We start from the raw sequence: 21,349 nt of genomic DNA, 5'->3' as shown, positions 1-21,349 counted from the left end.
TTAAAAAAAATCCCGCCAATTACGGGATTCTCCTTATTGCTCAATCTTGTTGTTATGCTACATTCTGCCTTGAATGACCGCTCTCAGCCACGGTGGTCGCCTTCCGTTTTTTGAGCCACTCCGCAAACTCCGGGAAAGATATCAGGCATTCGCTTGTAAAGTTCATGAAGAAGTTGGGATCCTTCTCTTCCTGTTCCTCAATCCACTCGGCCAGATACCCACGGATGATTCTTTGCTGTGGTGCCTCCTCTTCCCCTAACCGCTTGGGGCCTTCACCCGTCATTAGCCAGTCGGTGTTGAGATCGTATTTTCTGGCAATCATAAACGCCCATTCAACAGGGAAATCATCTTCCTTCTTTTTCCTTGATACGGTTGGCTGAGAAGTTTTCGTAAATTCAGCGAGTTCTATCAATGTTTTTATAGGGGTTACGCTTTGCACCCTCCCCCATACATTCAAAAATGATATTTTATATTTATTTTTGATTGACATTACCATTCATCTTCGATAACTATATTCAAAAATGATATTTATCATTCTATGAATATCCGTTTTTAACATGATGTTATTCCGTTACTTTTGATATTACCCGAATTTTCACACCATCCCCTAACGTTTTTTTAATCACTGGAGGAAGAGAAAATGCCAGCAGCCGAAGCGATCACCACCCCGGCCCCGATCATCGACCAAGGCTATTGCGTCCTGAACTCCGACCACTCACACCTCGCCTGGTTCGGCAGCCGCCTGGACGCCACATCTTTCTGCCTTTCCAAATCTTTCATCTCTGCAAGCAAACTGCTTTTAACCGATGCCGCCACCAACAAGCTTTTCGGCACCTTCTACCTTGGCGAAAGTATCAGCAACAATTGAGGCCTGACATGCCGACCTTTAACGATATTCCAATAGTCCTATTCAACTCTTTAAAGTCGGAAGCAATCCAGGGCTTGATAATGATCATGCTCGGGGCTTTGGGTGTTGTTTTTATAGGCCGCGAGCTGATCACCTTCATGAAGCGTCATGGCATCGACCTTGGTGACAAACTTGATTCGCTTGAGGGTGCAAAGGACTTCACCCTTACCGGTGCATATCTTGACCACAAAGAGCAGAAGAGAAGAGACGAATGGCTCGAAGAGATAATGTCCTCTTCATCTTCTGACACTTTTCCTGATTCAGACTCACTTGATACCGATTTAGAACCGGTCAGCTATGAGGTTTCCGGCTATTACGAGCGTTGTGATTTTCCTCCCTGCGACTACGGAGACTATGGCTTTGAAGACCGGGCCAATCACGAGAAAGACAAACCCCTTTTCGGCCTGGATGAGGATGAAGACGACGACAACCCCATGGGCACTGACGATTTTTAACCGCTGCCTCCCCCACCAACACTAAACAACGAGGACAAGAAAATGGAACTGCAAAAGAACGATCTCTACCTAAAAGGCACCGTCCACAAAGTATTCACCAAAAAAACCCAGAAAGGCAAGATGATGTACACCTACAAGATTTTGACCGACGGCGATCTCAAGTACGTCAAGAGCATGAAAAACGGCCTTGCCGTGGGCGACCAGTTCTTTTCCACCATCTCGGTCAAACCCTACATCTCCAACAAGACCGGCATGGCCGGATTGGAGATCTGGGAAGGCGACCGCATCGAGCTTGACTAAAAGAGGCGCGCCATGTGGCAATTCTTAACCGGCACATTCAGCGTATCAGCTCTTGAATTTCTGGTAGGCACGGACGTCGAGCAGCAAACCTTCAACTACTTTTTCACCCTGTGCTTTGTCTGTGCCATCTTTCCCCTTCCCTTCACCTGGCTCGGATCTCTGATCCGCCATAGCTGGGAGGATAAATAAATGACCCTTGCGGAATGGCATATCGTTTTGCACGGGATGGCCGGAATCGTATGCGGCTTTTCCATCGGTTACGGCATTTTCAGGGCCTTTCGAGGCTAGACCCGGCCGGTCTGACTCTTCAATCAATACAAACAAAAACAATCACTCAAGGAGAACAACAACATGAAAAAGCTGATCCACAAACTCAACAACTCCATCCCCGCCCTCATGGCCGCCTTTGCAGTCCTGGCCGTGGCAACCGCTCCGGCCCATGCAGCCTTCGACCTGACTACCTTCACCCTGGACGCCGGCCCGGTCGAGTCGCTCATCATGATCATCCTTGCCGCCCTCGGCACCATCTGGGCCGGTAAGTACCTGCTGAGCTTCATGAAGCGGGGCTAAGTTTCGCCATGAAACGGCTCTCAATAGTCATAGGGCTTTCCCTGCTTATGCTACTGGGGGCCGTTTCCCGTTCTCATGCTGAAACATGCTTTGCCGGTTCCGCTGTATGGTATGCCACAAATGATGCTGGCACTGGCGGCAAAAATGTTGACTATCAAGAACTCACCATCAATCCCGATACTGGCTACATTACTGTAGGTCCTACCCTTTGGTATTTCGTCCCTGAGGGCGGCGTTTATTACCTTCATACCTTTAAGACTTGGCACTGGGTTGAGGGTGCCCCTGGCTATTGGACACAAGTAGATTCGAGGGTTAGCGTAACTCCGGGCCCTCTTTTTCCGGGTCTTCAAAACACCTTCCTTCATTCAACCGGTTTTACCCAGGCAACGGTAAACAAATTACCCTCTGAATATGCCCCTAACGGATGCTCAGATCTTCCCCCGCCCCCTGATCCCTGTGATGGGCTTGAGCCAGATAAAGACACAGACGGTGACGGGATCTGCGACCGCTGCGACTATGCGCCCCAGGACGCACAATACGGCGGCACCCTTTATGCTCTTATGTCCACCTATAACAGCGACACCGGCGCCCACATCAATTCCACCTGCACGGCCTTCCCTGCCGATGTTTTCGGCGCAATGGATTCCGTCACCCAGTCGGTCTATACCAACGACATAGGCCGTCCCAGAGCGGAAGGCGAACCGGTCAAAATTCAATCCGGCTTTCATGAACCAATCGCCTACATGACGCCCTGCGTCTGTGATAAACCCTGTCAGCCTCTTTTTAAAGAACCTGAAAATTACTCGGATAACCCCGATCCCATAGCCGGGACCGATCCGGTCCCCACCGGAGAGACCCCGACCACGGTTCCCCAGCCTACTCAGGCGGATCTCAACCCCGGCACCATCGATCCTAATGGCGAACATGGCACCACCACCAAGGACACCGGCGACCCGGTAGCGGATAATACCGGCATTATTGGTGATATCCTTGATTCTGAGCTGAACGAACTCAACGCCGGTATGAGGAAAACAACCGGCGAGCTGAACGAACTGAACACCAAGCTTGACCAGGGCTTTGAGATGAAGCTCGACTCTTCAAGCCTTCCAACGAATTCATATGATTCAAGCGTGACCCAGCCGGCAGAGAGCGACCTTTCCTCTACCCTGGGCAACTTCATTGCTGCCGGCCTTCCCTATTCCGATGTTATCCAGGCCACCAGGGCCGAGGTCGCGGACTCTGACCCTGTGATCCGCTACAACTACAAGGGCCAGGAAATCATCATCGGAGATTTCACCGACTATCAATTCATCCTGCAAATCATGGGCGCCGCCGTGGTGGCCGCGTCCCTTTTGTTATCCTTCTTCATCGTGGTGGGTAAATCATGATCCCTATAGTTGCCGGTGGGCTTGTCTCCCTTGCCCTCAAGTTCATTACTGATAAGGCCCTTGCTTATATCGCTATGCGGGCCTTGATCATCACGCTTGTAACCGTCACCCTGCCCATTATCCTCAAGAACGTCATAACCTGGATGTTCCAGACGCTGATCAGCACCACCCTTGCCAACCTGCCGGACGGCTCAGGCTTGCAATCCTTCGTTCTCCAGTTCCACGGCGTGGGCGGTTTCTTCGCAACGCATCTGCGGATCTGCGAGGCGGTGAGCTTCATCATCACCGCGCTTACCATTCGCTTGACCTTGAACCTCATCCCCATGGTGCGCTGATGAAAAGAATCATCCTTCTTGCATGGCTGCTGCTGGCCCCTTCGGTGTGCGCTGCCTCCAATTTGGTCACTTTGGACTTTGACGGCGTGGACATCAAGCAGCTGACAATGGTCTATGCCGATGTGCGTGGCAAGGCGGTCATGTACCCGGATGATTTCAGCGAAATTGTGCGTCTGATTTCCCCCCGGCCGGTGATGCCTCAGGTCTTCTTTGCCATGTACGAGGATCTTCTGAGAAGCATCGGCTATAACCTTTTCGAGTTCCGCAACTACATCAGGATTTCCCGTCAAATCCCCCGCACCTACGAATCCTCCCAGGCTGACACCGCTAATCCGGAACCATTAACCGTTGAGGGGCCAAAGTAATGGCAGTTCGAATTGTAGACGGCAACCCAGGCGCGGGAAAAACTTACTGGGCCGTCCATCATCTTCTGAAGCAATACTTTGATTACGAGCCGGATCTGGACAGGTATTTCCTGAAAGAGCAGTACAAGGAAGTGGTGATCATCACGAACATCGACTCCTTGAAGATCCCGCACCGCAGCCTGAACACAATGATTGATGAATGTAATAAGGAGATGGGCCTTGATGATCGGGATCTTGAAAAATACGGGAAGGGTTATGTTTTCTTCTCTCACGACTATCAGGAGATGCTTGCGGAATGCATCAATGCGCCGGTTGTTTACGTCATCGACGAATCGCAGCGGTTTTTTCATAAGCGCTATTATTATCGCCCTGTATTTGAGTGGTTTGAGCTTCATCGTCATTTTCAGCAAGATATTTTCCTGATCTCCCAGAGCTACAAGAAGATCGCCCCGGACATTCTGGAGCTTTGCGAGATAGTTGTCCATGGCGTTGCCCGGACCCGCTCCCTCACCGGCAAGGAATTTCGTTACAAGCATATCTCCCAGGGCGATGTCATGAAAACAGAGGTCCTCTTGAAGGACAAGAAGATCTTCGCCCTTTACAAGTCCATGATGGGCGGCGTCGAGGTGGAGAAGATCAGCAACCCTTTGGTCAAAAAGATTGCCCTTGCCCTGGTTGGCGTTCTGGCGCTTGGCAGTTTTGGTGTTTACCGCCTGCTGCACTCTTTCGGTGGCGATACCGCAACCGCTTCCGCAGCATCATCCACCCATGAAAGCACACCAGCTCCCCTTTATGCCTCATCAGCCTCGGCCAGATTGAAGCCTGCAAAATACTTCGTGATCATGGGCAAGACGTATATCTCTTTTGACGGCCAGCTCTATACGGAAGGTGACTTCCCTTACAAGCTGACTCGCAAGGGGCGGTCTTTGTATGTCGAACTCTAGGAGCGGAGAGGCCGGATTTTTTCGAGCGGCGAAAACCTGGAGTCCGCGAGATAAAAATCAGGACACGCAGCGCCCGGAGCCGGTCTATCGAAATCTTCCGATTTGTGAGGGCCAGCGGCCCGAGGTAAGCGGAGCGCTCACCCCACTGGTTATTACCGAACTTCTCAATGCAGCATATGCAAAACGTTATTTCCCGGATGATCGACTGCCACATTCAAAGCAGACAGTCAAAGACAGTTCTCTCAAGTACTCAATCAACTTGGGCGCATAGCCCGAACCAAGGAGCTTCAGCCATGAAAGACAACATCGAACACGTTGATTTTCTGGGACAAAATCAAGGCCCCCCGACCCGAATGACATGGGGGCCTCGAATAGCCACCGGACTTGATACTTTGAAGATGTCTTTCTGGGTGGATTTTTCGAGCTCTCGTCTTTTTGAAAGTCTTGAACGAGCCAAGCAGACCGCCCAAGAGGAAGATAAAGACTTCGAACCTGTAGACCTGGGCGGCTTCGAGTTCAATGTCAGCCGGTCCGGTGTGAGCATGTTTCAGTATCGCCTCATCCGGGGCGATATCCGCTTCCTTGTCTCTACCAGAACGCATACTTCCAATATGCCAAACTGCCGCCTAGAAATAGGCTCTGTTTCCTGCTGGCTCCCTGGTTACAACCGTCAGTATGAGGACTTTGTAAAGATGGTCGAATTCCTCGGCGGCTTTGTGGTCAAGGAACGCGTTTCAGAAGTTCATCTTTGCGTGGATCTGATCGGCCAGGACATCAAGGAAACGCCTGTAGGCAACATGGACTACTGGATCACCAGGGCCGTGACCTTTTCCCCTCACTTCACCCACCGCAAGCTGACCGGCGTTTCCATCGGCTCGGGCGATATGATGCTTCGGGTCTATGACAAGATCCAGGAAATGAAAACCGTCTCCCGCCACAAGATCGAACCCTTCATGCAGATCTGGGAGGTGGACAGCATCGAGGATCTTGACGTTACCCGTGTCGAGTTTCAGGTCCGGCGTTCGATCTTGAAAGAGTTCAAGTTCCTTGGTGGCAAGCCCATCAATACCTTGAACGACCTGAACAACTCCCTTTCCTCCCTCTGGTCATACCTTATTAATGATTGGGCAAGGCTTACGTCTGCCCCGGTGGACAGGGAGCACAACCACCAATCCAGGGCCGAATCGCATTCAATCTGGCAGCAACTGAAGAAAGCAGACTTTTCCGGGCTGCTGCATGTAGTCCGCTCGACGGTTGAGACCGTCTGCGACATGGAATCCCTTCGCCTTCAAATGGCAGGCCTGGGCATGTCCCTGGCCGCGGCCATTGGCCGCAGCCGGAAGGACGTCGAGCAGATTATCGCCTCAGCCCAAGGTTTCTTGGAAGGCACCATCCGAAGGCTTTTCCGAGAGGATGAAGAGGACTTCGCAAAGCGCATGGATAAAAAGCACAACCGCTTGAGGCTGTTTGCAGACGCCGTTGCAGCATGATTACAACTTTAAATCAGCGAGGAAGGGAAAATGTTTCAAATAATCTGTGGTCATTGCGGGAAAGCGAATGAGTTTGACTTGTGGATGACTACTGCCTCCGGCATGAAGCTTCCGAAAGGTGTTTATCAGTGCCCGGCCTGCAAGGTTGCCATCAAAAAGACCTTTGGTCCGCCGACGATATATGAGGCTGAAAATGGAGAACCGGCCCTTGTTATCCCTGGTAAGGCGAAATTAGAAAGAGTGCAGCCCTGGTTGTAACAGGGCCAATGGGACACAAGACTATGACTTACCTACAAGACCAGCTCGGAAAAACATTATCGGTCAAGGACGTTGCCAAGTTTCTCGGCATTGATGAAAAAACCGTCAGGAAATACTATGCTGTCTTGGGAGGTGTACGTCTGGGGCGTGCCTATCTGTTCTTTGAAAAGGAGGTTATTAATGCCATACAAGCGTGGAAAAAGCTGGATGGCCCAGGTACGCATCAACGACAAGAAGCATCGCAAAACCTTTCCGACCAAGGCCGCGGCTCTGGCCTGGGAGGTCGAGCAGAGAGAAAACAAGGAACCCTCGTTTCCATCGGTGCAGATCCGCACGGTCTCTTTAGCTGATTGGGCAACCAAGTACATGGATTATGCCCAGGTTAAGTTTTCAGCAACTACCTACGATGAGAAAAAACGTATGTTCAAGATGTTTTTCAACTCTGTTGATCCCCATTTGCCGGTAGGCAGCCTGACTTCGGGAATGGTTTTGGATTTTTTGCAGGGTCAAGCGTCAAGCCGTTCAGGATATGCAGCAAATAAGGACAGGAAAAACCTTGTAGCCGCTTGGAATTGGGGAATGAAGTATCTCGGTCTTCCCTCTCCCAACCCTTGCCTGGTTGATCGCTTTCCCGAAGAGCGTCAGAAAAGGTATGTTCCTCCGGAAAAGGATTTCTGGAAGGTATTTGAACATGCCTCGACTGCCCAGGATGAGGTTATGTTGTTGGCTTACCTACATCTTGCGGCCAGAAGATCGGAACTTTTCGGCCTGCGATGGGATGATGTCGATTTTTCAGAACAGAAAATTCGGCTCTATACCCGAAAGCGCCGGGATGGCTCCCTTGAATTCGATTGGCTTCCCCTTACCGATGATCTGCACAACGCTTTGCTCACCCACAGACAGGTGGCCAAGACGGAGTGGGTGTTTCCAGATCCGGAAACAGGGAAGCCCTATCTGTATCGAATTCACTGGATGAACCGGCTCTGCAAGAAAGCAGGGGTTAAAAAGTTCGGCTTACATGCTATCCGACATTTAACGGCAAGCATTTTGGCAAAAGAGAATGTGCCCATGATCGACATTCAATCGATTTTGAGGCACAAAAATTTGTCGACTACAGAAAGGTATATTCGGAGGCTGGATTCTATTCGTCCAGCTTTGCGAGTACTCCCCGGAAGAAAAAGCCCACATTCAGAAAGTGCGGCCCACACAACGAAAAAAGGGAAACAACTAAAAGTAGTTGATTCCCTTTGAATTCTCACTTGGTGACCCCTACGGGACTCGAACCCGTGTTACCGGCGTGAGAGGCCAGCGTCCTAGACCGCTAGACGAAGGGGCCATGTTGTGCGCCATTTTCTAAATGATGGGAGAACGTTTGTCAATCTTTATTATTTGTTTCCTGAGAAATGCCATCATAATAGGGCCCGGCGCAGGCAAGGAAATCTATTCCCGCCTGCGCGGCACGGGCGAGGGTCGCCTGATCCCCGGCCATTTCGCCGCGGCCATCCTTGCCGCGGACCAGAAACCCGCCGCCATACCCCACCCCCATGGCGTCAAAGGCGTAACGGGCGGTGAGAATTGCCCCCTCAAAAACCCTCTTTCCGTGGCTTGCGGCAACGGAAAGCAAAAAACCGGCCCGGCCGGGGTCCTCCCGCCATTCGCCCCTCTCCATGCGAATACGCTTCCAGTTCCACAGGGCCTGGCAGCGATCGACAAAAGCCTTGGCCTGGGCGGTGATCCCGTAAAAATAGATGGGCGAAGCCAGGACAATCCTATTCGCCGCGCGGATCTTCGGATACAGATCCTGCATGGCGTCTTCCAGGACGCACTCGCCGGTTTTGTCACAGCCGCCGCAGCCGATGCAGGGCTGAATATGAAGCTCCGCCAGGCGGACAATCTCGACAACCGCGCCGGTCGACTCCGCCCCTTTCAAAAAGGCGCGCAACAGCTCCTCGGTGTTCCCCTTTTTGCGCGGGCTGCCGTTGACGGCGAAAATCCTCATCGCACCACACCGTCGCAGGCTCCCCCCGCCTCCTCGGGCAACCGGTTGTAAAACATGACCTCCTCCCTGAGCGCCGCCGCGACCTCCAGGTTTAAAAAGCGGGCTGCGCAGCGCCAGCGCCAGTTTCCGCTTGAGGTGCTGGGCACGTTCATGCGGCAGTCGCTGCCAAAGCCGAGGACATCCTGGAGAGGGATAATCGCCAGGGCGGCAACAGAGGAATAGGCCATGCGAATGAAATCCCTGTGAACCGGACTCCCCACGGCGCTGTGCGCGTAGCGCAGCGCCTTTTCCTTGCTGGATTGCGGGACCCTGTCACTGAAAAACCAGCCCAGGGTGGTGTCGTTGTCATGGGTGCCGGTATAGACAACACAGTTGGGGGTGGAATAGTTGTGGGGTAGGTAGGCGTTGTGCGCATCGGAATCAAAGGCGAACTGCAGGATCTTCATGCCCGGATACCCCAGGGCATCACGCAACTCCTCGACCTCGGGCGTGATGATGCCGAGATCCTCCGCGATGATGGGCAGATCGCCGATCACCTTTTTCATGGCCGCAAAAAACGGCAGACCAGGCCCTTTTTCCCACACACCGTTGATCGCGGTCTCCTCTTTCGCCGGAATCCGCCAGAAGGATTCAAAGCCGCGGAAATGATCAATGCGCACCATGTCCACGGTCCCGAAGGTATGCTGAAACCGTTGCGCCCACCAGTCAAGCAGTGCTTCGTTGAGCCCCTTGCCCCGCTGCCAGGCAAAAAGAGGATTCCCCCAGCGCTGGCCCGTTTCGCTGAAATAATCGGGCGGAACCCCTGCCACATGGGTCGGTTCCCCCGAGGCCGGATCAAGAAGAAAACAGTGCTGGTTCGCCCAGACATCGGCGCTGTCATGGGCGACATAGATGGGCATGTCGCCTATGATGTCGATGCCGTGGGCATGGGCATAATCCCACACCCTCTGCCATTGGGAGAAAAAGCAAAACTGTACGAATTTATGGTAGGCGATGCGCGCGGCCAGCCGTTCACGCCATTGCTCAAGGGCGGCGGTCTCACGCCGGACAAGCGCGGCCGGCCACTGCCCCCAAGGCCGGAAGCGGAACTCCTCGCGCAGGCTGCGAAAAAGCGCATAGTCCTCCAACCAGGCCATCCTGTCGCAGAAGGAAGTAAAGGACCGGGAAGGGCCGGAGGCCTGAAACTCCAGAAAGGCCTGCCGGAGAACCTCTTCCTGAAACGGGACAATCGCGGAAAAATCGACGAGATATTCGGACCCCCCCCCCAGGGGCCGTACATAATCGCGGCTGAGCAGCCCCTCCCCCACCAACTGCACAGGATCGATGAGCAGAGGGTTGCCGGCAAAGGCGGACAGGCTCATATAAGGAGAGTTGTCAAAAACCCGGCTCACCGGGCCGCAAGGGAGGATCTGCCAATATTTTTGCCCGCAGGCCTTGAGAAAATCGACAAACTCGAAAGCGGACCGCCCCAGGTTGCCAATGCCAAAAGGTCCGGGCAGTGAGGTAAGATGGAGAAGAATGCCGCTGCTTCGGCAGGTGAGCATTGGATAACCTCGGGGTATTTGGGCAAAATGGACGGAAGGAAAATACAACCTGTTTCTTATTGTTATACAGAGTGACGGGAAACTGCCCAGCAAAAAATAACACCTGTTTTTTTTACTCACTTCCCCTTGCGCTTTTCTGATAGCATTAGTATATTGTCGAGTTTTACTGCTCTGCATTTGCCAGTCCGGATGCCGGGGCAACAGAGAGAAAACATTTGCAATCAGGAGTGATTAACTCGTGCCTGCCGATATAAAAGCCAGATTGCTCGAAGCCGGAAAGGATGAGGGATGCGTGACCATTTCCTTCCTCAATGACCTTATTCCCGAAGGGAAGGATCCGGATACCATTGACGGCATTTTCGATTTTCTGAACGAAAACAATATCGAAATTGTCAGCCAGGAAAAATCCGGCAAAAAAAAGACCCTGGACGGAAAGAACTGGGACAGCGGCGACGGCCAGCCCGACGAAGTGTCCATGGATGATGACGACGACAAGCTCATGGACGCAGCCCTCATCTCCAAGGACGACACCCCGGAGCCGGAGGAAACGACCACCACCTACCTGAGGGAAATGGGCAAGTTCGAACTGCTCACCCCTGAGGAGGAAGAGAAATACAGCAAGACCATCCGGGAAGGCTTTGACGCCATCATCAAGGCGGTACGCCACAACCAGCACGGCACGCAGGAACTGATTCAACTGGTGGAACGCATCGACCTCTGGGAAAAACGCGATCCCACCCTGAAACCCAAAAAACAGCATCTCAATTTCATGATGCGCTCGGTTGCCAAGGCGTGCCAGACGCATCCCCGCAACAAGAAGCTGCAGGAGATGTATTGCAAGCTCGAACTGTTCAACCGCTCAATCGAGGTGGCCAAGGATGCCATGATCAAGGCGAACCTGCGCCTGGTCGTGAGCATTGCCAAGCGGTACATGCATCAGGGCCTTACCCTGGCCGATCTTATCCAGGAAGGCAACCTCGGCCTGATGCGGGCGGTTTTCCGTTTCGACTACACCAAGGGCAACAAATTCAGCACCTACGCAAGCTGGTGGATTCGTCAGGCCATCACCCGCGCCATTCTGGACAAGACCAGAACCATCCGCCTGCCAGTGCATTTCCTTGAACTCAGAAGCCAGTTCTTCAAGGCCTTCTACTCGCTACTCAAGGAACTGGGCCGGGAGCCGACCCCCATTGAAATCTCCGAGAAAACCGGGCTGCCCATGGACAAGATCCTGGCCATCCTCGAGGCCTCCCGCGAGCCCATTTCCCTGGAAACCCCGGTTGGCGATGACGACAGCACCCTGGGTGATTTTCTGGAGAACCAGGAATCTGTTTCCCCCTATGAGGCGGTGCAGAACCAGCAACTCTCCGATCGGGTGACCTGTATCCTCAACACCCTGAGTCCCCGGGAAGAAAAGATCATCCGCCTCCGCTTCGGAATCGGAGAGGATGCCGAGTATACCCTTGAAGAAATCGGCAAGCGCTTCAATGTCTCCAGGGAGCGCATCAGGCAGATCGAAAAAAAGGCGCTCAATCGCCTGCGTCATTCCAGCCGGCGCGAAAAGCTCAAGCATTTTCTCGACTGAGATGATTTTCCCTTTGAAAACCAAGAGCTAGCCCAATAAATGAGTATCGGACCTGAAAGGTCAGGTACTCATTTTTTTTTGCTTTCACCGCACGCCTGGCCCAAGCAAAGCAAGATGACCATGACTCCACTCTCTTCGGCAGTCTGCGGGTTTGCCGTTGGCATACTCTGCAGCAACTTCCCCTGGCTCCCCAGCCGGCTGACGTGGTATGGCGCCCTTGTTTTCATGTGCGCGACAGGCGCCTCGCTCCGCCACGCAAAAGCAAACCATCCCCTTCTCATGCCGGCCCTTTTTCTAGTCTGCGGCATACTCTCTGGTCAATCGTTCACGACCTCCCCCCAGCCCCCCCACCATCTCATCAATTTTGCCCTGAAAAATCAGGAAGTTGGCCTAACATTCAGATTGCACGACAAGCCTGTCAGCCAAAACGGCAAGACCAGGATCACCGTGGCCGCCACCGGTATCATTTTTTCCGACCGGAAAGATCCTCTGCCGGCCATGGGCCTTGCCCGCCTGACCGTCAACGCCCCCTTCCTGCCCGACCTGACCGCCGGCGGCCATTACCTGGCGCGTTGCCGGCTTTCCACCCCCCGCAACTTCGGAACACCGGGAACCTTTGACTACAAAGGCTACCTTGCCGCCCAAGGCATTGGCGCGACAGGCTGGATCGCCTCCTCCTCGCTGATCAGGCCCATTTTTTCAGGGCCTGCCCCCGCCCTGCCATGGAGACCGCGGCTCTTCGAGGGATTACGGCAGGAGGCCGAAAGATTTTTGCGCAAAACCCTGAGCCAGGAACAGGCCGGACTTTATTGCGCGCTCCTCATCGGAGACCGCAGCGGCGTGGCAGACGAAACCCTGGAACATTTCAAGGCCAGCGGCATCATGCATCTCCTTGCCATTTCCGGCATGCATCTTGCGGTGCTCGCTCTTTTGACCACCGCCTTTTTCACCTTTGCCGGCCGCCAGCTCCCGAAAATCTTTCTCTATGTTTCCGCCCGGAAGCTGAGCGTGAGCCTCAGCCTCCCCCTCCTCGTCTGCTATGCAGGGCTTGCCGGCTTCCAGCCGCCGGTGGTCCGGGCGCTTGTCATGACCGTGATTTTCATGCTTGCAATTCTCGCCGATCGCCAGTGGTGCAGCCTCAACAACATCGCCATTGCCGCGGCCATCATTCTCGCGGCCAACCCATTGAGCATATTCACCGCTTCCTTCCAGCTCTCTTTCGCCGCGACCACGGCAATCGTCCTGATCGCCCCCCGACTGTCATCCATGCAGGCGAAAAACAAAGAGAAAAAGAGCCGGCTGAAAAATATATCCGGATTTCTCGCAACCTCTTTGTTGGTTTCCCTGGCCGCCTTCATTGCCACGGCACCATTCGCGCTTTTCCATTTCAATCGTCTTTCCCTGCTCAGCCCGATCAGCACCCTGCTTGTCTCCCCCTTCCTTTGCCTCTGGGCCCTCCCCCTGGGACTGATCGCGCTTTGTCTCGCGCCCCTGTCCACCCCCCTGGCGGCCATCACGCTCAAAAGCGGGGCAATCGGTCTGTTCCTTTCCCAGAAAATCGCGGCAATCCTGGCCAGCCTCCCTTTCGCCTCCCTGTGGCTGCCCACCCCCACCATTCCGGTTCTTGTTACCGCGACAGCCATGGTTCTCGTCATGCTCACGACCAGAGTTCGCTGGCTGGTTTTCGTTGCCTCGACCTGCCTTGCCGCGCTTCTCTCCGGCCACCATATTCCCCTGCTCCGCCAACAGGGCAACCTTGCCATCTCCTATCTCGACGTTGGCCAGGGAAGCGCCACCGTCGTCGAAATGCCGGACCAAAGCGTCACCCTCATCGATGGCGGAGGAACGGATTCGGAAAGGTTCAATGTCGGCGAAGCGGTCATCGCCCCCTTTCTCTGGCACAGGCAGATCCGCCATCTTGATCAGATCATTCTCACCCACAACCACAGCGACCATTTCAACGGGCTCCCCTTTCTCATTGAAAAATTTTCCCCGCGCACCCTCTGGCTCAGTGAACCCGCGGCCGCAAACCCTGAATTCACACGCCTGCTCACGATGGCGGAACAGGTCGGCTGCCTTGTCCGCGTCGCTTCCTCGGGAGAAATTCTTGCCCCTGAGCAGAACGAGAATCCTGAGGCGGAAATTGCCTGCCTCGCCAACCTGGCCGCGACAACGGCTCCCCGGCCGGCCGGGACCAAGCAGCTAAAGACGGAAAACCCAAACGATCGGGGCCTGGTTCTCAGGCTTACCCACGGGGACAATGCTTTTCTTTTTCCCGGCGATATCGAACGGCAAGAAGAAATGGCCCTGCTTGAATCCGGCTGCCGGCTCAAGGCACAGGTCCTGCTCATGCCGCACCATGGCCTGGCCTCTTCCGGCAGCCCGGAGTTTCTCGCCGCTGTAGCCCCGGAATATCTCATCGTTTCGACCGGCAAGAGGGATCTGTCCGCTTCGGGAGGGGCGGCTTGTCAGGACAACGGCCGGCTTTACATGACGGCCACGGACGGAAGCGTCTTCATCACCTCCGACGGAAAAAAAATTGCCGCCAGAACCTATTACGGCCCTGGCGGCGTTCGGGAACAACAAGAATGAAAAAAACAGATCAGATGTCGGTGAAATCAGTGGGCGGTTTTTTCAGGAACTGGACAAACTTTGCTTTTTCGATGCAGTTGACATAGGCGGACTCGCCGGAAATCCAGCCTTTTTTCAACAGGTCCATGATGGCGTCATCCAGGGTCTGCATGCCATACTTCTTTCCGGTCTGCATGGCGGATGGGATCTGATAGGTTTTCCCTTCACGGATGAGATTCCGCACCGCCGGGGTACAGATCAGTATCTCAAGGGCGGCGCAACGTCCTTTGACATCCACCCGCTTGAAAAGCGTTTGCGAGACAACCGCTTTCAGGGCGTCGGCCAGGGTGGACCGGACCTGGGCCTGCTGATTGGAGGGAAAAATCTCGATGATACGATCAACGGTCTTGTTGGCGTTCAGCGTATGCAGGGTGCCGAAGACAAGATGACCGGTCATGGCCGCTTCCATGGCCAGGGCAATGGTTTCGAGATCGCGCATTTCGCCCACCAGAATAATATCCGGATCCTCACGGAGAGCACCGCGCAGGGCTGCGGAAAAGCTCTTGGTATGCAGGCCTACCTCACGGTGATTGACGATGCAGTTCTGGCTCTTGTGCACGAACTCGATGGGGTCTTCGATGGTGAGGATATGATCCTTCCGCACCTTGTTGGCCTGATCGACGATGGCGGCAAGGGTGGTTGACTTACCACTGCCCGTGGGACCGGTCACCAGGACCATGCCCTTGGGCAGGGTGGCAAGCTTGGAAACGACCGCCGGCAGCCCCAACTGCTCGCAACCAAGGATATTGCTGGGAATCTCGCGGAACACCGCGCCGATTCCGTACTTCTGCATGAAAAGATTGCCACGGTAACGGGCGAGTCCGGGGATTTCGTAGCCAAAGTCCACGTCGCCGGTCTCTTCAAAGACCTTGACCTTTTCCTCGGAAACGATCTCGTAGAGCATGGCCTTCAGGTCATCGTTCTCCAACACCTTGTACTTGACCCGCTCCATTTCGCCCCGGATACGGAGAATGGGTTGCTGACCGGAAACCATATGCAGGTCAGAGGCCCCCTGCTCATTCATCAGTTTGAAGAACGCGTCGATCTGCGCCATAGCTCAAGAAACCTCCCGACAACAACCATGACAAAATGAGAATGGAATCCGCTGAAAAACAGCCGGAAACCATGCAGCTTTTCTTGTTCAGTGATGTTACTATACCCAATCACGGAACACTATTCCAAACAAAAAAAAGAAGGGTGGCAACGCTTTCGCCTCATTTTCTCTTTTAAAATCTACACGTTATACTGCATCCGCTTCCCAATGAGCCGACATATCGATCTGCATACCCACTCCACCTGTTCCGACGGGATCCTCACCCCGACGGCGCTGGTGGACCTTGCCGCCCGCCGCCGCCTGCTGGCAATCTCCCTTACGGATCACGATACGGTGGCAGGTGTTGCCGAGGCGGTCAGGAGAGGGCGGGAAAAAGGGGTGGAAGTCCTTCCCGGCATCGAGGTGAGCAGTCGGCTCGAAAACACCTCTCTGCACATCCTGGGGTACGGCATCCGGCCGGAGGATCAGAACTTTCTCGCCTTTGTGGAAAAGCTGCAGGCGGCCAGAGAACAGCGAAACCAGGGGATCATCGCCCGATTTGCGCAACTCGGCATCCCGATCGCGCAAAAGGAATTGACCTCCCTTGCCGGAGACCAGATCGGCAGGCCCCATTTTGCCAGACTGCTGGTGAAAAAAGGCATCTGCAAGAGTGCGGCGGATGCCTTTGCCTGCTATCTCAAGCGCGGCGGCCCCGCCTTTGTTGAACATGAAAGACCGCCTGCCGATGAGGTTATCAGGGAAATCGACAGAGCCGGCGGCCTGGCCATGCTCGCGCATCCGGCCTCGCTGGACTCCAGCCTGGAGAAAATCCCCTCCCTGGTCGCCCAGCTCAAAGGCTATGGCCTGTCCGGCATTGAAGCCTACTACCCCACCCATTCAAACAAGGTATGCCGCGTCCTCCTGGCTCTTGCCAGCGAACAGGAGCTACTCCCCTGCGGCGGCACGGATTTTCACGGAGACTCCCACTCCGGCGCCCCCCTGGGCGGAAGCGCAAAAACCATCCGCGTACCGCAGCAGGTATGGCGCGAGATCATGGAAAGACTCAACGCCCGCTGAAAACTCCCCCAACCGCCACTCCTGTCGGGCCACTCCTTTTTTGCTTGCCCGCTTTTTCAAAATAACCATATGATATTCATACTGCCTGAAGCTCTTTCCTCAAGCAGCAATCACCATCTTGCCCGCGGCATTATTGTTAGCGGAACTATCCCGACCCCGCCACAGGGCAAAAATGGTTTCCGAAACTCTTAACCGATATTTTTTCATCACTCTTGTTGTTTTTTTGTGAAGGACTTCCATGGCCATGGCACGAAAATATAAGGTTCTCATCGTCGACGACTCCACAAGCATTCTGAAAACCCTGGCCAGGGCCTTTACGGAAACCCCTTACGAGGTAACCACCTGCAACGACCCGGTAAAGGCATACGCCATGATCGAAGACGAACATTTCGACATCGTGATCAGCGATATCATGATGCCTGAGCTGGACGGCCTTTCCCTGCTGCGAAAAATCAAGAACTATAACGGCACCATCCAGGTCATCATGATCACCGGTTACATCACAATCAACAACACCCTAAACGCATTCCGCTACGGAGCAAATGACATTTTCTTCAAGCCATTCAAGGAGATCCAGGAGATCATTTCCGCCGTGGATGCAGCGGCCAAAAAGCTGAACCGCATCAATGAAATCCTGAAAATGCTTGCCAGCGAGAAAGGAAACTGACATGGCGAACGATGCCGATCTTGATGCCCTCCGCGGATTTATCGATGAATCCAACGACTCACTCCTGGGGATTGAGGCTGACTTTATCGCCCTGGAGAATGACCCGGGCAACCTCGATATCATCAACAGGATTTTCCGTCCGGTGCACAGCCTGAAGGGAAATTCCGGTTTTTTCGGCCTTACCAACATCAATAAATTCTCCCATCGACTGGAAAACCTCCTCGATACCTGCCGTAAGGGTGAGATTCTGGTGAATCGGGAGATCATCGACATCCTTCTCAGGGGAGTTGAATATCTCCAGAACATGCTTGACCGGGCCCAGGAAACCCCGGACGATGTGTCATTCAGGCCGGAAGAGAAGGAATTCCTCGCCAGAGTCGAGGCTGTGCAGCCCACCGTTGCCACAGGCTCGATACAAAGCGTCATCACCTTTGAAACCCTCCTCAACACCCTCCTGGATCTCGGGGAAAACATCCATGCCCACCCCCATATCCCGGGGCTGCTTGACCAGATCGAAAAAGCAAACATTGAACTCAACAAGCTCATTGCCGCCAAAAGCAGTCAAGCAATCCGCAGTGCATATTCAGCGGACAACAGCTACTTTCTGGAAAAGAAAAATTTCAGCGAACAGATCACCCTGTTCGGACTGGTCATGGAGTCCTTGCAGGAAAAGAAGCCCGTCAGCGGTGAACAGCTTCTCTCCTTTGCCAAGGCCTACGACGAGGTCGCCGAGGCGTTAAAGGACAACAAGAAGATCGCCAGGGAACTCGACGAGCTCCATTCGATGCGAAACTTCCTCGATGATGCCCTGATGGTTGCCAGTGACGAGTACAACACCATTTGCCGGAAACTCGTCAATGCCGTCATCGGCTGTTTTGAGGCGAGGCCCAAGGCGGGCAGCGCCCGCCTTGGAGAAATTCTGGTGGAGCAGAAGATCGTTTCCGAAGAACAGATCACCGCTGTGCTTGAAAAGCAGAAAAAGATCGGCGAATTGCTTCTCGAACAGGGCGCCATCCAGGAAAGCGACCTGAAAAAAGCACTGGAGATCCAGAACAAACGCGCCCTTGAGGCGCATCTCAAGGAAAGCAAGGTGCAGGAACAGGCGAAAACCATCCGCATCGATCAGGCAAAGCTCGACACCTTCGCCAATTCCGTTGGCGGACTGTACATCAATCTCGATTCACTGAATTTTCTCAAAAAACAGTTCGAGGGCCACGGGGTGGATTTCAGCCTCATCGCCCGCTTTGACAGCACCATCAGCGCCCTGGACGAGCAATTGGAAAAACTGCACGACAACATCATGCGCATCCGCCGCGTGCCGGTTAAATCCCTGTTCCAGAGATTCCCCAAGGTGGTGAGGCAGCTTGCCAATTCCCTGGCCAAAAATGTCAAATTCACCATCGAAGGGGAAGAAACTGTCATCGACAAGGACCTTCTTGAAAAGATCGAAAACCCGCTGGTCCATATTTTGCGCAATTCTCTGGATCACGGGATCGAATCCCCCGCGGACCGGAAAAAAGCCGGCAAGACGGAACAGGGAAACCTCTCCGTCACAGCCAGGGCCGATGAGAACAATGTCCATATCACCATTGCGGATGACGGCAACGGCATCAATCCTCAAAAAATGAAGGAGGTCGCTCTCAAGAAAGGCTTCATGTCCGCCGAGGAGCTTGCCCAGCTCTCCGACAGGGAGCTTGTCAATCTCATCTTCAAACCCGGATTCAGCTCGGCGGAGAAGGTCAGCGACGTTTCCGGACGCGGCGTGGGCATGGACGTGGTTCTCTCCGGACTCAAGGAATGCAACGGCCGGATCCAGGTCGATTCCGTCGCCGGCAGGGGCACCACCGTCTCCTTCACCATTCCGCTCACCAAGACCCTGGTTACCATGGACGCCATGATTGCCAAGGCCGGGGCGGAAACCTATGCCATCCCCTCCGACGACATCACCACGGTCATCGAGACGCAAAACGTGATCCCCCTGCTTGCGGAAAACAACTGTATCGCATATGATGGCGCTATCCTGCGTCTGTTGGAGCTCAACACCTTCTTTTACCCCATGGCGCCCTCCACGATCGCCGAGGTGGCCCAAAAAGTTATCGTTGTCTGCAAGGAACATGGCGTGGGGTTGATGGTCGACAACATACTTTCGCACCAGAAAATTGTCGCGAAGGGCTTTGGCGAAGGGTACAGAAAACTCCGCCATGTCGAGGGGATTGCCGGATACACCATCATGGGCAATGAGGATGTTATCCTGATTGCCGATGTAAAGAAAATTGCCGAGCACGTTCAATAACGGCAAACACTCTTATCTCCCCTCCCAGCTCGCTTCCGCACGAAATCTAATCCCAGCAAGGCTCTTTGTCGGATGAATACCGTATTGATTGTTGATGACGAACCAAACTATCAGATCGTCCTTTCCGAACTGCTCCGGGAAGAGGGTTACGAAATTTTTACCGCCGGCAACGGCGAAGAGGCCTTAAAAACCGTCAATGAAACCGATCTCGACCTGATCATAACCGACATGCGCATGCCCGGCCTTGACGGCCTTGGCCTGCTCAAGGCCGTCAAGGCGATGAATCCGGACCTGCCCGTTATCATGGTCACCGCCTTCGGAGAGGTGGAAAAGGCCGTGGCCGCCATGAAGGCGGGTGCTTACAACTACCTGACAAAACCCTTCAACAACGACGAGCTGGTGCTGAGCACCAAAAAGGCCATTGAGCATTACTCGGTTTTACGCGAAAATATCCGGTTGCGCGACGAGATGCGCCACCGGATCTCATTTGCCAATATGGTCGGCAGAAACAAAAAGATGCAGAGCATTTACAACCTGATCGAAAAGGTTGCCCCCACATCGACCTCCGTGCTGATTACCGGAGAATCGGGCACCGGCAAGGAACTGGTTGCCAGGGCTATCCATTTCAACAGCCCCCGGGAAAAGGCCCCCTTCATCTCCATCAACTGCGCGGGGCTGCCAGAAAACCTCCTCGAGAGCGAGCTCTTCGGCCATGAAAAAGGGGCCTTTACCGGCGCCATCGCCCTGCGCAAGGGCCGATTCGAACTGGCCGACACCGGCAGCATCTTTCTCGACGAGGTGGCGGAGATGGCCATGCCGCTCCAGGCCAAACTGTTACGCGTTCTGCAGGAACGCACGTTCGAAAGGGTTGGCGGCAACCAGACCCTGCATGTCGATGTCCGCATTATCGCCGCCACCAACAAGGATTTGAAGGAAGAGGTGGACAAGGGGAATTTCCGGGAAGATCTCTACTATCGCCTGAACGTTCTTCACATCCATCTCCCTCCCCTGCGGGAACGCACCGACGACATCCCCATGCTTGCGGCCCATTTCGTCAGCAAATTTTCCAGGGAGCTTAATAAATCCGGGTTGGAGATTGCCCCGGAAACCGTGCGTTTTCTTACCACCCTGCCCTGGGACGGGAACATCCGTGAGCTTGAAAACACCATCGAACGCGCAGCCATCCTCTGCTCCGGAAATCTGATCCGCCCGGAAGACGTGCAACCGGACACGGTGGGCAATAAAGACGGCATGCAATGGATTGACGGTTTTGATGTGGAACAGGCCATCCCGGCCAACACCCCCCTGCCCGATGTTCTGGACGGAATCGAGAAAAAAATGGTGCTGACCGCCCTGGAAAAATCGGAAAATATCCAGACCAAGGCGGCGGAGGCGCTGGGGATCACCAAGAGCCTGCTCCAGTACAAGATGAAAAAGCACGGCATCTTCAAAAAGTAGCCGAACCGCAACGCCGTTCCTGCCCTTTCCTCTTGCGGGCCATCAGCAAT

Annotated in this window: 22 protein-coding genes and 1 tRNA gene; 17 read left to right on the top strand and 6 right to left on the bottom strand. The window is 54.1% G+C overall.

Translation table 11 applies throughout. From position 1 onward, the window contains the following. Nucleotides 1–52 precede the first annotated feature (52 nt). Entirely contained in the window at nt 53–490 is a 438-nt protein-coding gene (locus tag ACUUL3_RS04805; RefSeq protein ID WP_448555098.1) for a helix-turn-helix domain-containing protein, read from the bottom strand. Nucleotides 491–640: 150 nt separating this feature from the next. Between ACUUL3_RS04805 and ACUUL3_RS04800 the strand changes: the two genes are divergently transcribed. Genes ACUUL3_RS04800 through ACUUL3_RS04790 form a run of 3 tightly spaced genes read left to right on the top strand, consistent with a single transcriptional unit; the run spans nt 641 to nt 1,662 of the window. Continuing rightward, nucleotides 641–868, top strand: a complete 228-nt coding sequence (locus ACUUL3_RS04800) for a hypothetical protein (RefSeq protein WP_448555096.1) — start codon at nt 641–643, stop codon at nt 866–868. A gap of 8 nt (nt 869–876) precedes the next feature. Continuing rightward, nucleotides 877–1,362, top strand: coding sequence for a hypothetical protein (locus tag ACUUL3_RS04795; RefSeq protein WP_448555094.1), 486 nt, complete (start codon nt 877–879; stop codon nt 1,360–1,362). Between the two features lie 42 nt (nt 1,363–1,404). Further along, nucleotides 1,405–1,662 carry a hypothetical protein gene (locus ACUUL3_RS04790; RefSeq protein WP_448555092.1) on the top strand — a complete coding sequence of 86 codons (258 nt, stop codon included), beginning with the start codon at nt 1,405–1,407 and terminating at the stop codon, nt 1,660–1,662. A 45-nt stretch (nt 1,663–1,707) separates the two neighbouring features. On the opposite strand, the gene ACUUL3_RS04785 is transcribed toward ACUUL3_RS04790, so the two are convergent. Then, complete coding sequence (locus ACUUL3_RS04785; RefSeq protein WP_448555091.1) at nt 1,708–1,986, bottom strand: hypothetical protein; 279 nt, start codon at nt 1,984–1,986, stop codon at nt 1,708–1,710. A gap of 27 nt (nt 1,987–2,013) precedes the next feature. Between ACUUL3_RS04785 and ACUUL3_RS04780 the strand changes: the two genes are divergently transcribed. The 8 genes from ACUUL3_RS04780 (at nt 2,014) to ACUUL3_RS04745 (ending at nt 8,263) form a co-directional block, all read left to right on the top strand. Then, entirely contained in the window at nt 2,014–2,232 is a 219-nt protein-coding gene (locus ACUUL3_RS04780) for a hypothetical protein (RefSeq protein WP_448555089.1), read from the top strand. Between the two features lie 8 nt (nt 2,233–2,240). Continuing rightward, nucleotides 2,241–3,620: a hypothetical protein gene (locus ACUUL3_RS04775; protein WP_448555087.1), complete on the top strand. Its 1,380-nt coding sequence runs from the start codon at nt 2,241–2,243 to the stop codon at nt 3,618–3,620. After that, a complete protein-coding gene (locus ACUUL3_RS04770; RefSeq protein WP_448555085.1) occupies nt 3,617–3,955 on the top strand; it encodes a hypothetical protein in 339 nt (112 codons plus the stop codon). The genes ACUUL3_RS04775 and ACUUL3_RS04770 overlap by 4 nt, the downstream gene beginning before the upstream one ends. Then, complete coding sequence (locus ACUUL3_RS04765; RefSeq protein WP_448555083.1) at nt 3,955–4,320, top strand: hypothetical protein; 366 nt, start codon at nt 3,955–3,957, stop codon at nt 4,318–4,320. Before ACUUL3_RS04770 ends, ACUUL3_RS04765 begins: the two co-directional genes overlap by 1 nt. Continuing rightward, entirely contained in the window at nt 4,320–5,264 is a 945-nt protein-coding gene (locus ACUUL3_RS04760; protein ID WP_448555081.1) for a zonular occludens toxin domain-containing protein, read from the top strand. Before ACUUL3_RS04765 ends, ACUUL3_RS04760 begins: the two co-directional genes overlap by 1 nt. A 293-nt stretch (nt 5,265–5,557) precedes the next feature. Further along, nucleotides 5,558–6,754, top strand: coding sequence for a hypothetical protein (locus tag ACUUL3_RS04755; protein ID WP_448555079.1), 1,197 nt, complete (start codon nt 5,558–5,560; stop codon nt 6,752–6,754). A gap of 30 nt (nt 6,755–6,784) precedes the next feature. Next, complete coding sequence (locus ACUUL3_RS04750) at nt 6,785–7,012, top strand: hypothetical protein (protein ID WP_448555078.1); 228 nt, start codon at nt 6,785–6,787, stop codon at nt 7,010–7,012. 180 nt (nt 7,013–7,192) lie between these two features. Further along, on the top strand, nt 7,193–8,263 hold the full coding sequence (locus ACUUL3_RS04745; protein ID WP_448555076.1) for a tyrosine-type recombinase/integrase: 1,071 nt from the start codon (nt 7,193–7,195) through the stop codon (nt 8,261–8,263). 9 nt (nt 8,264–8,272) lie between these two features. Here the strand turns inward: ACUUL3_RS04745 and ACUUL3_RS04740 are convergent. The 3 genes from ACUUL3_RS04740 to malQ all read right to left on the bottom strand — a co-directional run bounded on the left by ACUUL3_RS04740 (nt 8,273) and on the right by malQ (nt 10,555). Continuing rightward, nucleotides 8,273–8,348, bottom strand: a tRNA-Glu gene (locus tag ACUUL3_RS04740). A gap of 39 nt (nt 8,349–8,387) precedes the next feature. Continuing rightward, nucleotides 8,388–9,011: a flavodoxin family protein gene (locus ACUUL3_RS04735; protein WP_448555074.1), complete on the bottom strand. Its 624-nt coding sequence runs from the start codon at nt 9,009–9,011 to the stop codon at nt 8,388–8,390. Then, nucleotides 9,008–10,555, bottom strand: a complete 1,548-nt coding sequence (malQ, locus tag ACUUL3_RS04730; protein ID WP_448555072.1) for a 4-alpha-glucanotransferase — start codon at nt 10,553–10,555, stop codon at nt 9,008–9,010. The genes ACUUL3_RS04735 and malQ overlap by 4 nt, the downstream gene beginning before the upstream one ends. Before the next feature lie 238 nt (nt 10,556–10,793). Here malQ and ACUUL3_RS04725 point away from each other — a divergent pair, with 238 nt between their 5' ends. Together ACUUL3_RS04725 and ACUUL3_RS04720 are read left to right on the top strand one after the other, a co-directional pair. Continuing rightward, nucleotides 10,794–12,140 (top strand): sigma-70 family RNA polymerase sigma factor, encoded by a 1,347-nt coding sequence (locus ACUUL3_RS04725; RefSeq protein ID WP_448555070.1) that lies wholly within the window; start codon nt 10,794–10,796, stop codon nt 12,138–12,140. Between the two features lie 114 nt (nt 12,141–12,254). Next, nucleotides 12,255–14,732, top strand: a complete 2,478-nt coding sequence (locus ACUUL3_RS04720; RefSeq protein WP_448555068.1) for a DNA internalization-related competence protein ComEC/Rec2 — start codon at nt 12,255–12,257, stop codon at nt 14,730–14,732. 10 nt (nt 14,733–14,742) lie between these two features. On the opposite strand, the gene ACUUL3_RS04715 is transcribed toward ACUUL3_RS04720, so the two are convergent. Continuing rightward, the gene (locus ACUUL3_RS04715) at nt 14,743–15,825 is read right to left on the bottom strand and encodes a type IV pilus twitching motility protein PilT (protein WP_448555066.1); all 1,083 of its coding nucleotides are present in this window, start codon (nt 15,823–15,825) and stop codon (nt 14,743–14,745) included. Nucleotides 15,826–16,032: 207 nt separating this feature from the next. Between ACUUL3_RS04715 and ACUUL3_RS04710 the strand changes: the two genes are divergently transcribed. The 4 genes from ACUUL3_RS04710 (at nt 16,033) to ACUUL3_RS04695 (ending at nt 21,299) form a co-directional block, all read left to right on the top strand. Next, on the top strand, nt 16,033–16,881 hold the full coding sequence (locus ACUUL3_RS04710) for a PHP domain-containing protein (protein WP_448555064.1): 849 nt from the start codon (nt 16,033–16,035) through the stop codon (nt 16,879–16,881). Nucleotides 16,882–17,125: 244 nt separating this feature from the next. Then, a complete protein-coding gene (locus ACUUL3_RS04705) occupies nt 17,126–17,548 on the top strand; it encodes a response regulator (protein WP_448555062.1) in 423 nt (140 codons plus the stop codon). Nucleotide 17,549: 1 nt separating this feature from the next. Then, a complete protein-coding gene (locus ACUUL3_RS04700; protein ID WP_448555060.1) occupies nt 17,550–19,841 on the top strand; it encodes a chemotaxis protein CheA in 2,292 nt (763 codons plus the stop codon). A 72-nt stretch (nt 19,842–19,913) separates the two neighbouring features. Then, entirely contained in the window at nt 19,914–21,299 is a 1,386-nt protein-coding gene (locus ACUUL3_RS04695; RefSeq protein WP_448555058.1) for a sigma-54-dependent transcriptional regulator, read from the top strand. Nucleotides 21,300–21,349 lie beyond the last annotated feature (50 nt).

Source organism: Thiovibrio sp. JS02, assembly GCF_053485635.1.
This window is presented reverse-complemented; position numbering and strand designations above follow the sequence as displayed.

Bases quoted from the DNA above. Each gene is read 5' to 3' on its own strand.
- ACUUL3_RS04805 (WP_448555098.1), bottom strand. From the start codon at position 490: ATGTCAATCAAAAATAAATATAAAATATCATTTTTGAATGTATGGGGG.
- ACUUL3_RS04800 (WP_448555096.1), top strand. From the start codon at position 641: ATGCCAGCAGCCGAAGCGATCACCACCCCGGCCCCGATCATCGACCAA.
- ACUUL3_RS04795 (WP_448555094.1), top strand. From the start codon at position 877: ATGCCGACCTTTAACGATATTCCAATAGTCCTATTCAACTCTTTAAAG.
- ACUUL3_RS04790 (WP_448555092.1), top strand. From the start codon at position 1,405: ATGGAACTGCAAAAGAACGATCTCTACCTAAAAGGCACCGTCCACAAA.
- ACUUL3_RS04780 (WP_448555089.1), top strand. From the start codon at position 2,014: ATGAAAAAGCTGATCCACAAACTCAACAACTCCATCCCCGCCCTCATG.
- ACUUL3_RS04775 (WP_448555087.1), top strand. From the start codon at position 2,241: ATGAAACGGCTCTCAATAGTCATAGGGCTTTCCCTGCTTATGCTACTG.
- ACUUL3_RS04770 (WP_448555085.1), top strand. From the start codon at position 3,617: ATGATCCCTATAGTTGCCGGTGGGCTTGTCTCCCTTGCCCTCAAGTTC.
- ACUUL3_RS04765 (WP_448555083.1), top strand. From the start codon at position 3,955: ATGAAAAGAATCATCCTTCTTGCATGGCTGCTGCTGGCCCCTTCGGTG.
- ACUUL3_RS04760 (WP_448555081.1), top strand. From the start codon at position 4,320: ATGGCAGTTCGAATTGTAGACGGCAACCCAGGCGCGGGAAAAACTTAC.
- ACUUL3_RS04755 (WP_448555079.1), top strand. From the start codon at position 5,558: ATGAAAGACAACATCGAACACGTTGATTTTCTGGGACAAAATCAAGGC.
- ACUUL3_RS04750 (WP_448555078.1), top strand. From the start codon at position 6,785: ATGTTTCAAATAATCTGTGGTCATTGCGGGAAAGCGAATGAGTTTGAC.
- ACUUL3_RS04745 (WP_448555076.1), top strand. From the start codon at position 7,193: ATGCCATACAAGCGTGGAAAAAGCTGGATGGCCCAGGTACGCATCAAC.
- ACUUL3_RS04735 (WP_448555074.1), bottom strand. From the start codon at position 9,011: ATGAGGATTTTCGCCGTCAACGGCAGCCCGCGCAAAAAGGGGAACACC.
- malQ (WP_448555072.1), bottom strand. From the start codon at position 10,555: ATGCTCACCTGCCGAAGCAGCGGCATTCTTCTCCATCTTACCTCACTG.
- ACUUL3_RS04720 (WP_448555068.1), top strand. From the start codon at position 12,255: ATGACCATGACTCCACTCTCTTCGGCAGTCTGCGGGTTTGCCGTTGGC.
- ACUUL3_RS04715 (WP_448555066.1), bottom strand. From the start codon at position 15,825: ATGGCGCAGATCGACGCGTTCTTCAAACTGATGAATGAGCAGGGGGCC.
- ACUUL3_RS04710 (WP_448555064.1), top strand. From the start codon at position 16,033: ATGAGCCGACATATCGATCTGCATACCCACTCCACCTGTTCCGACGGG.
- ACUUL3_RS04705 (WP_448555062.1), top strand. From the start codon at position 17,126: ATGGCACGAAAATATAAGGTTCTCATCGTCGACGACTCCACAAGCATT.
- ACUUL3_RS04700 (WP_448555060.1), top strand. From the start codon at position 17,550: ATGGCGAACGATGCCGATCTTGATGCCCTCCGCGGATTTATCGATGAA.
- ACUUL3_RS04695 (WP_448555058.1), top strand. From the start codon at position 19,914: ATGAATACCGTATTGATTGTTGATGACGAACCAAACTATCAGATCGTC.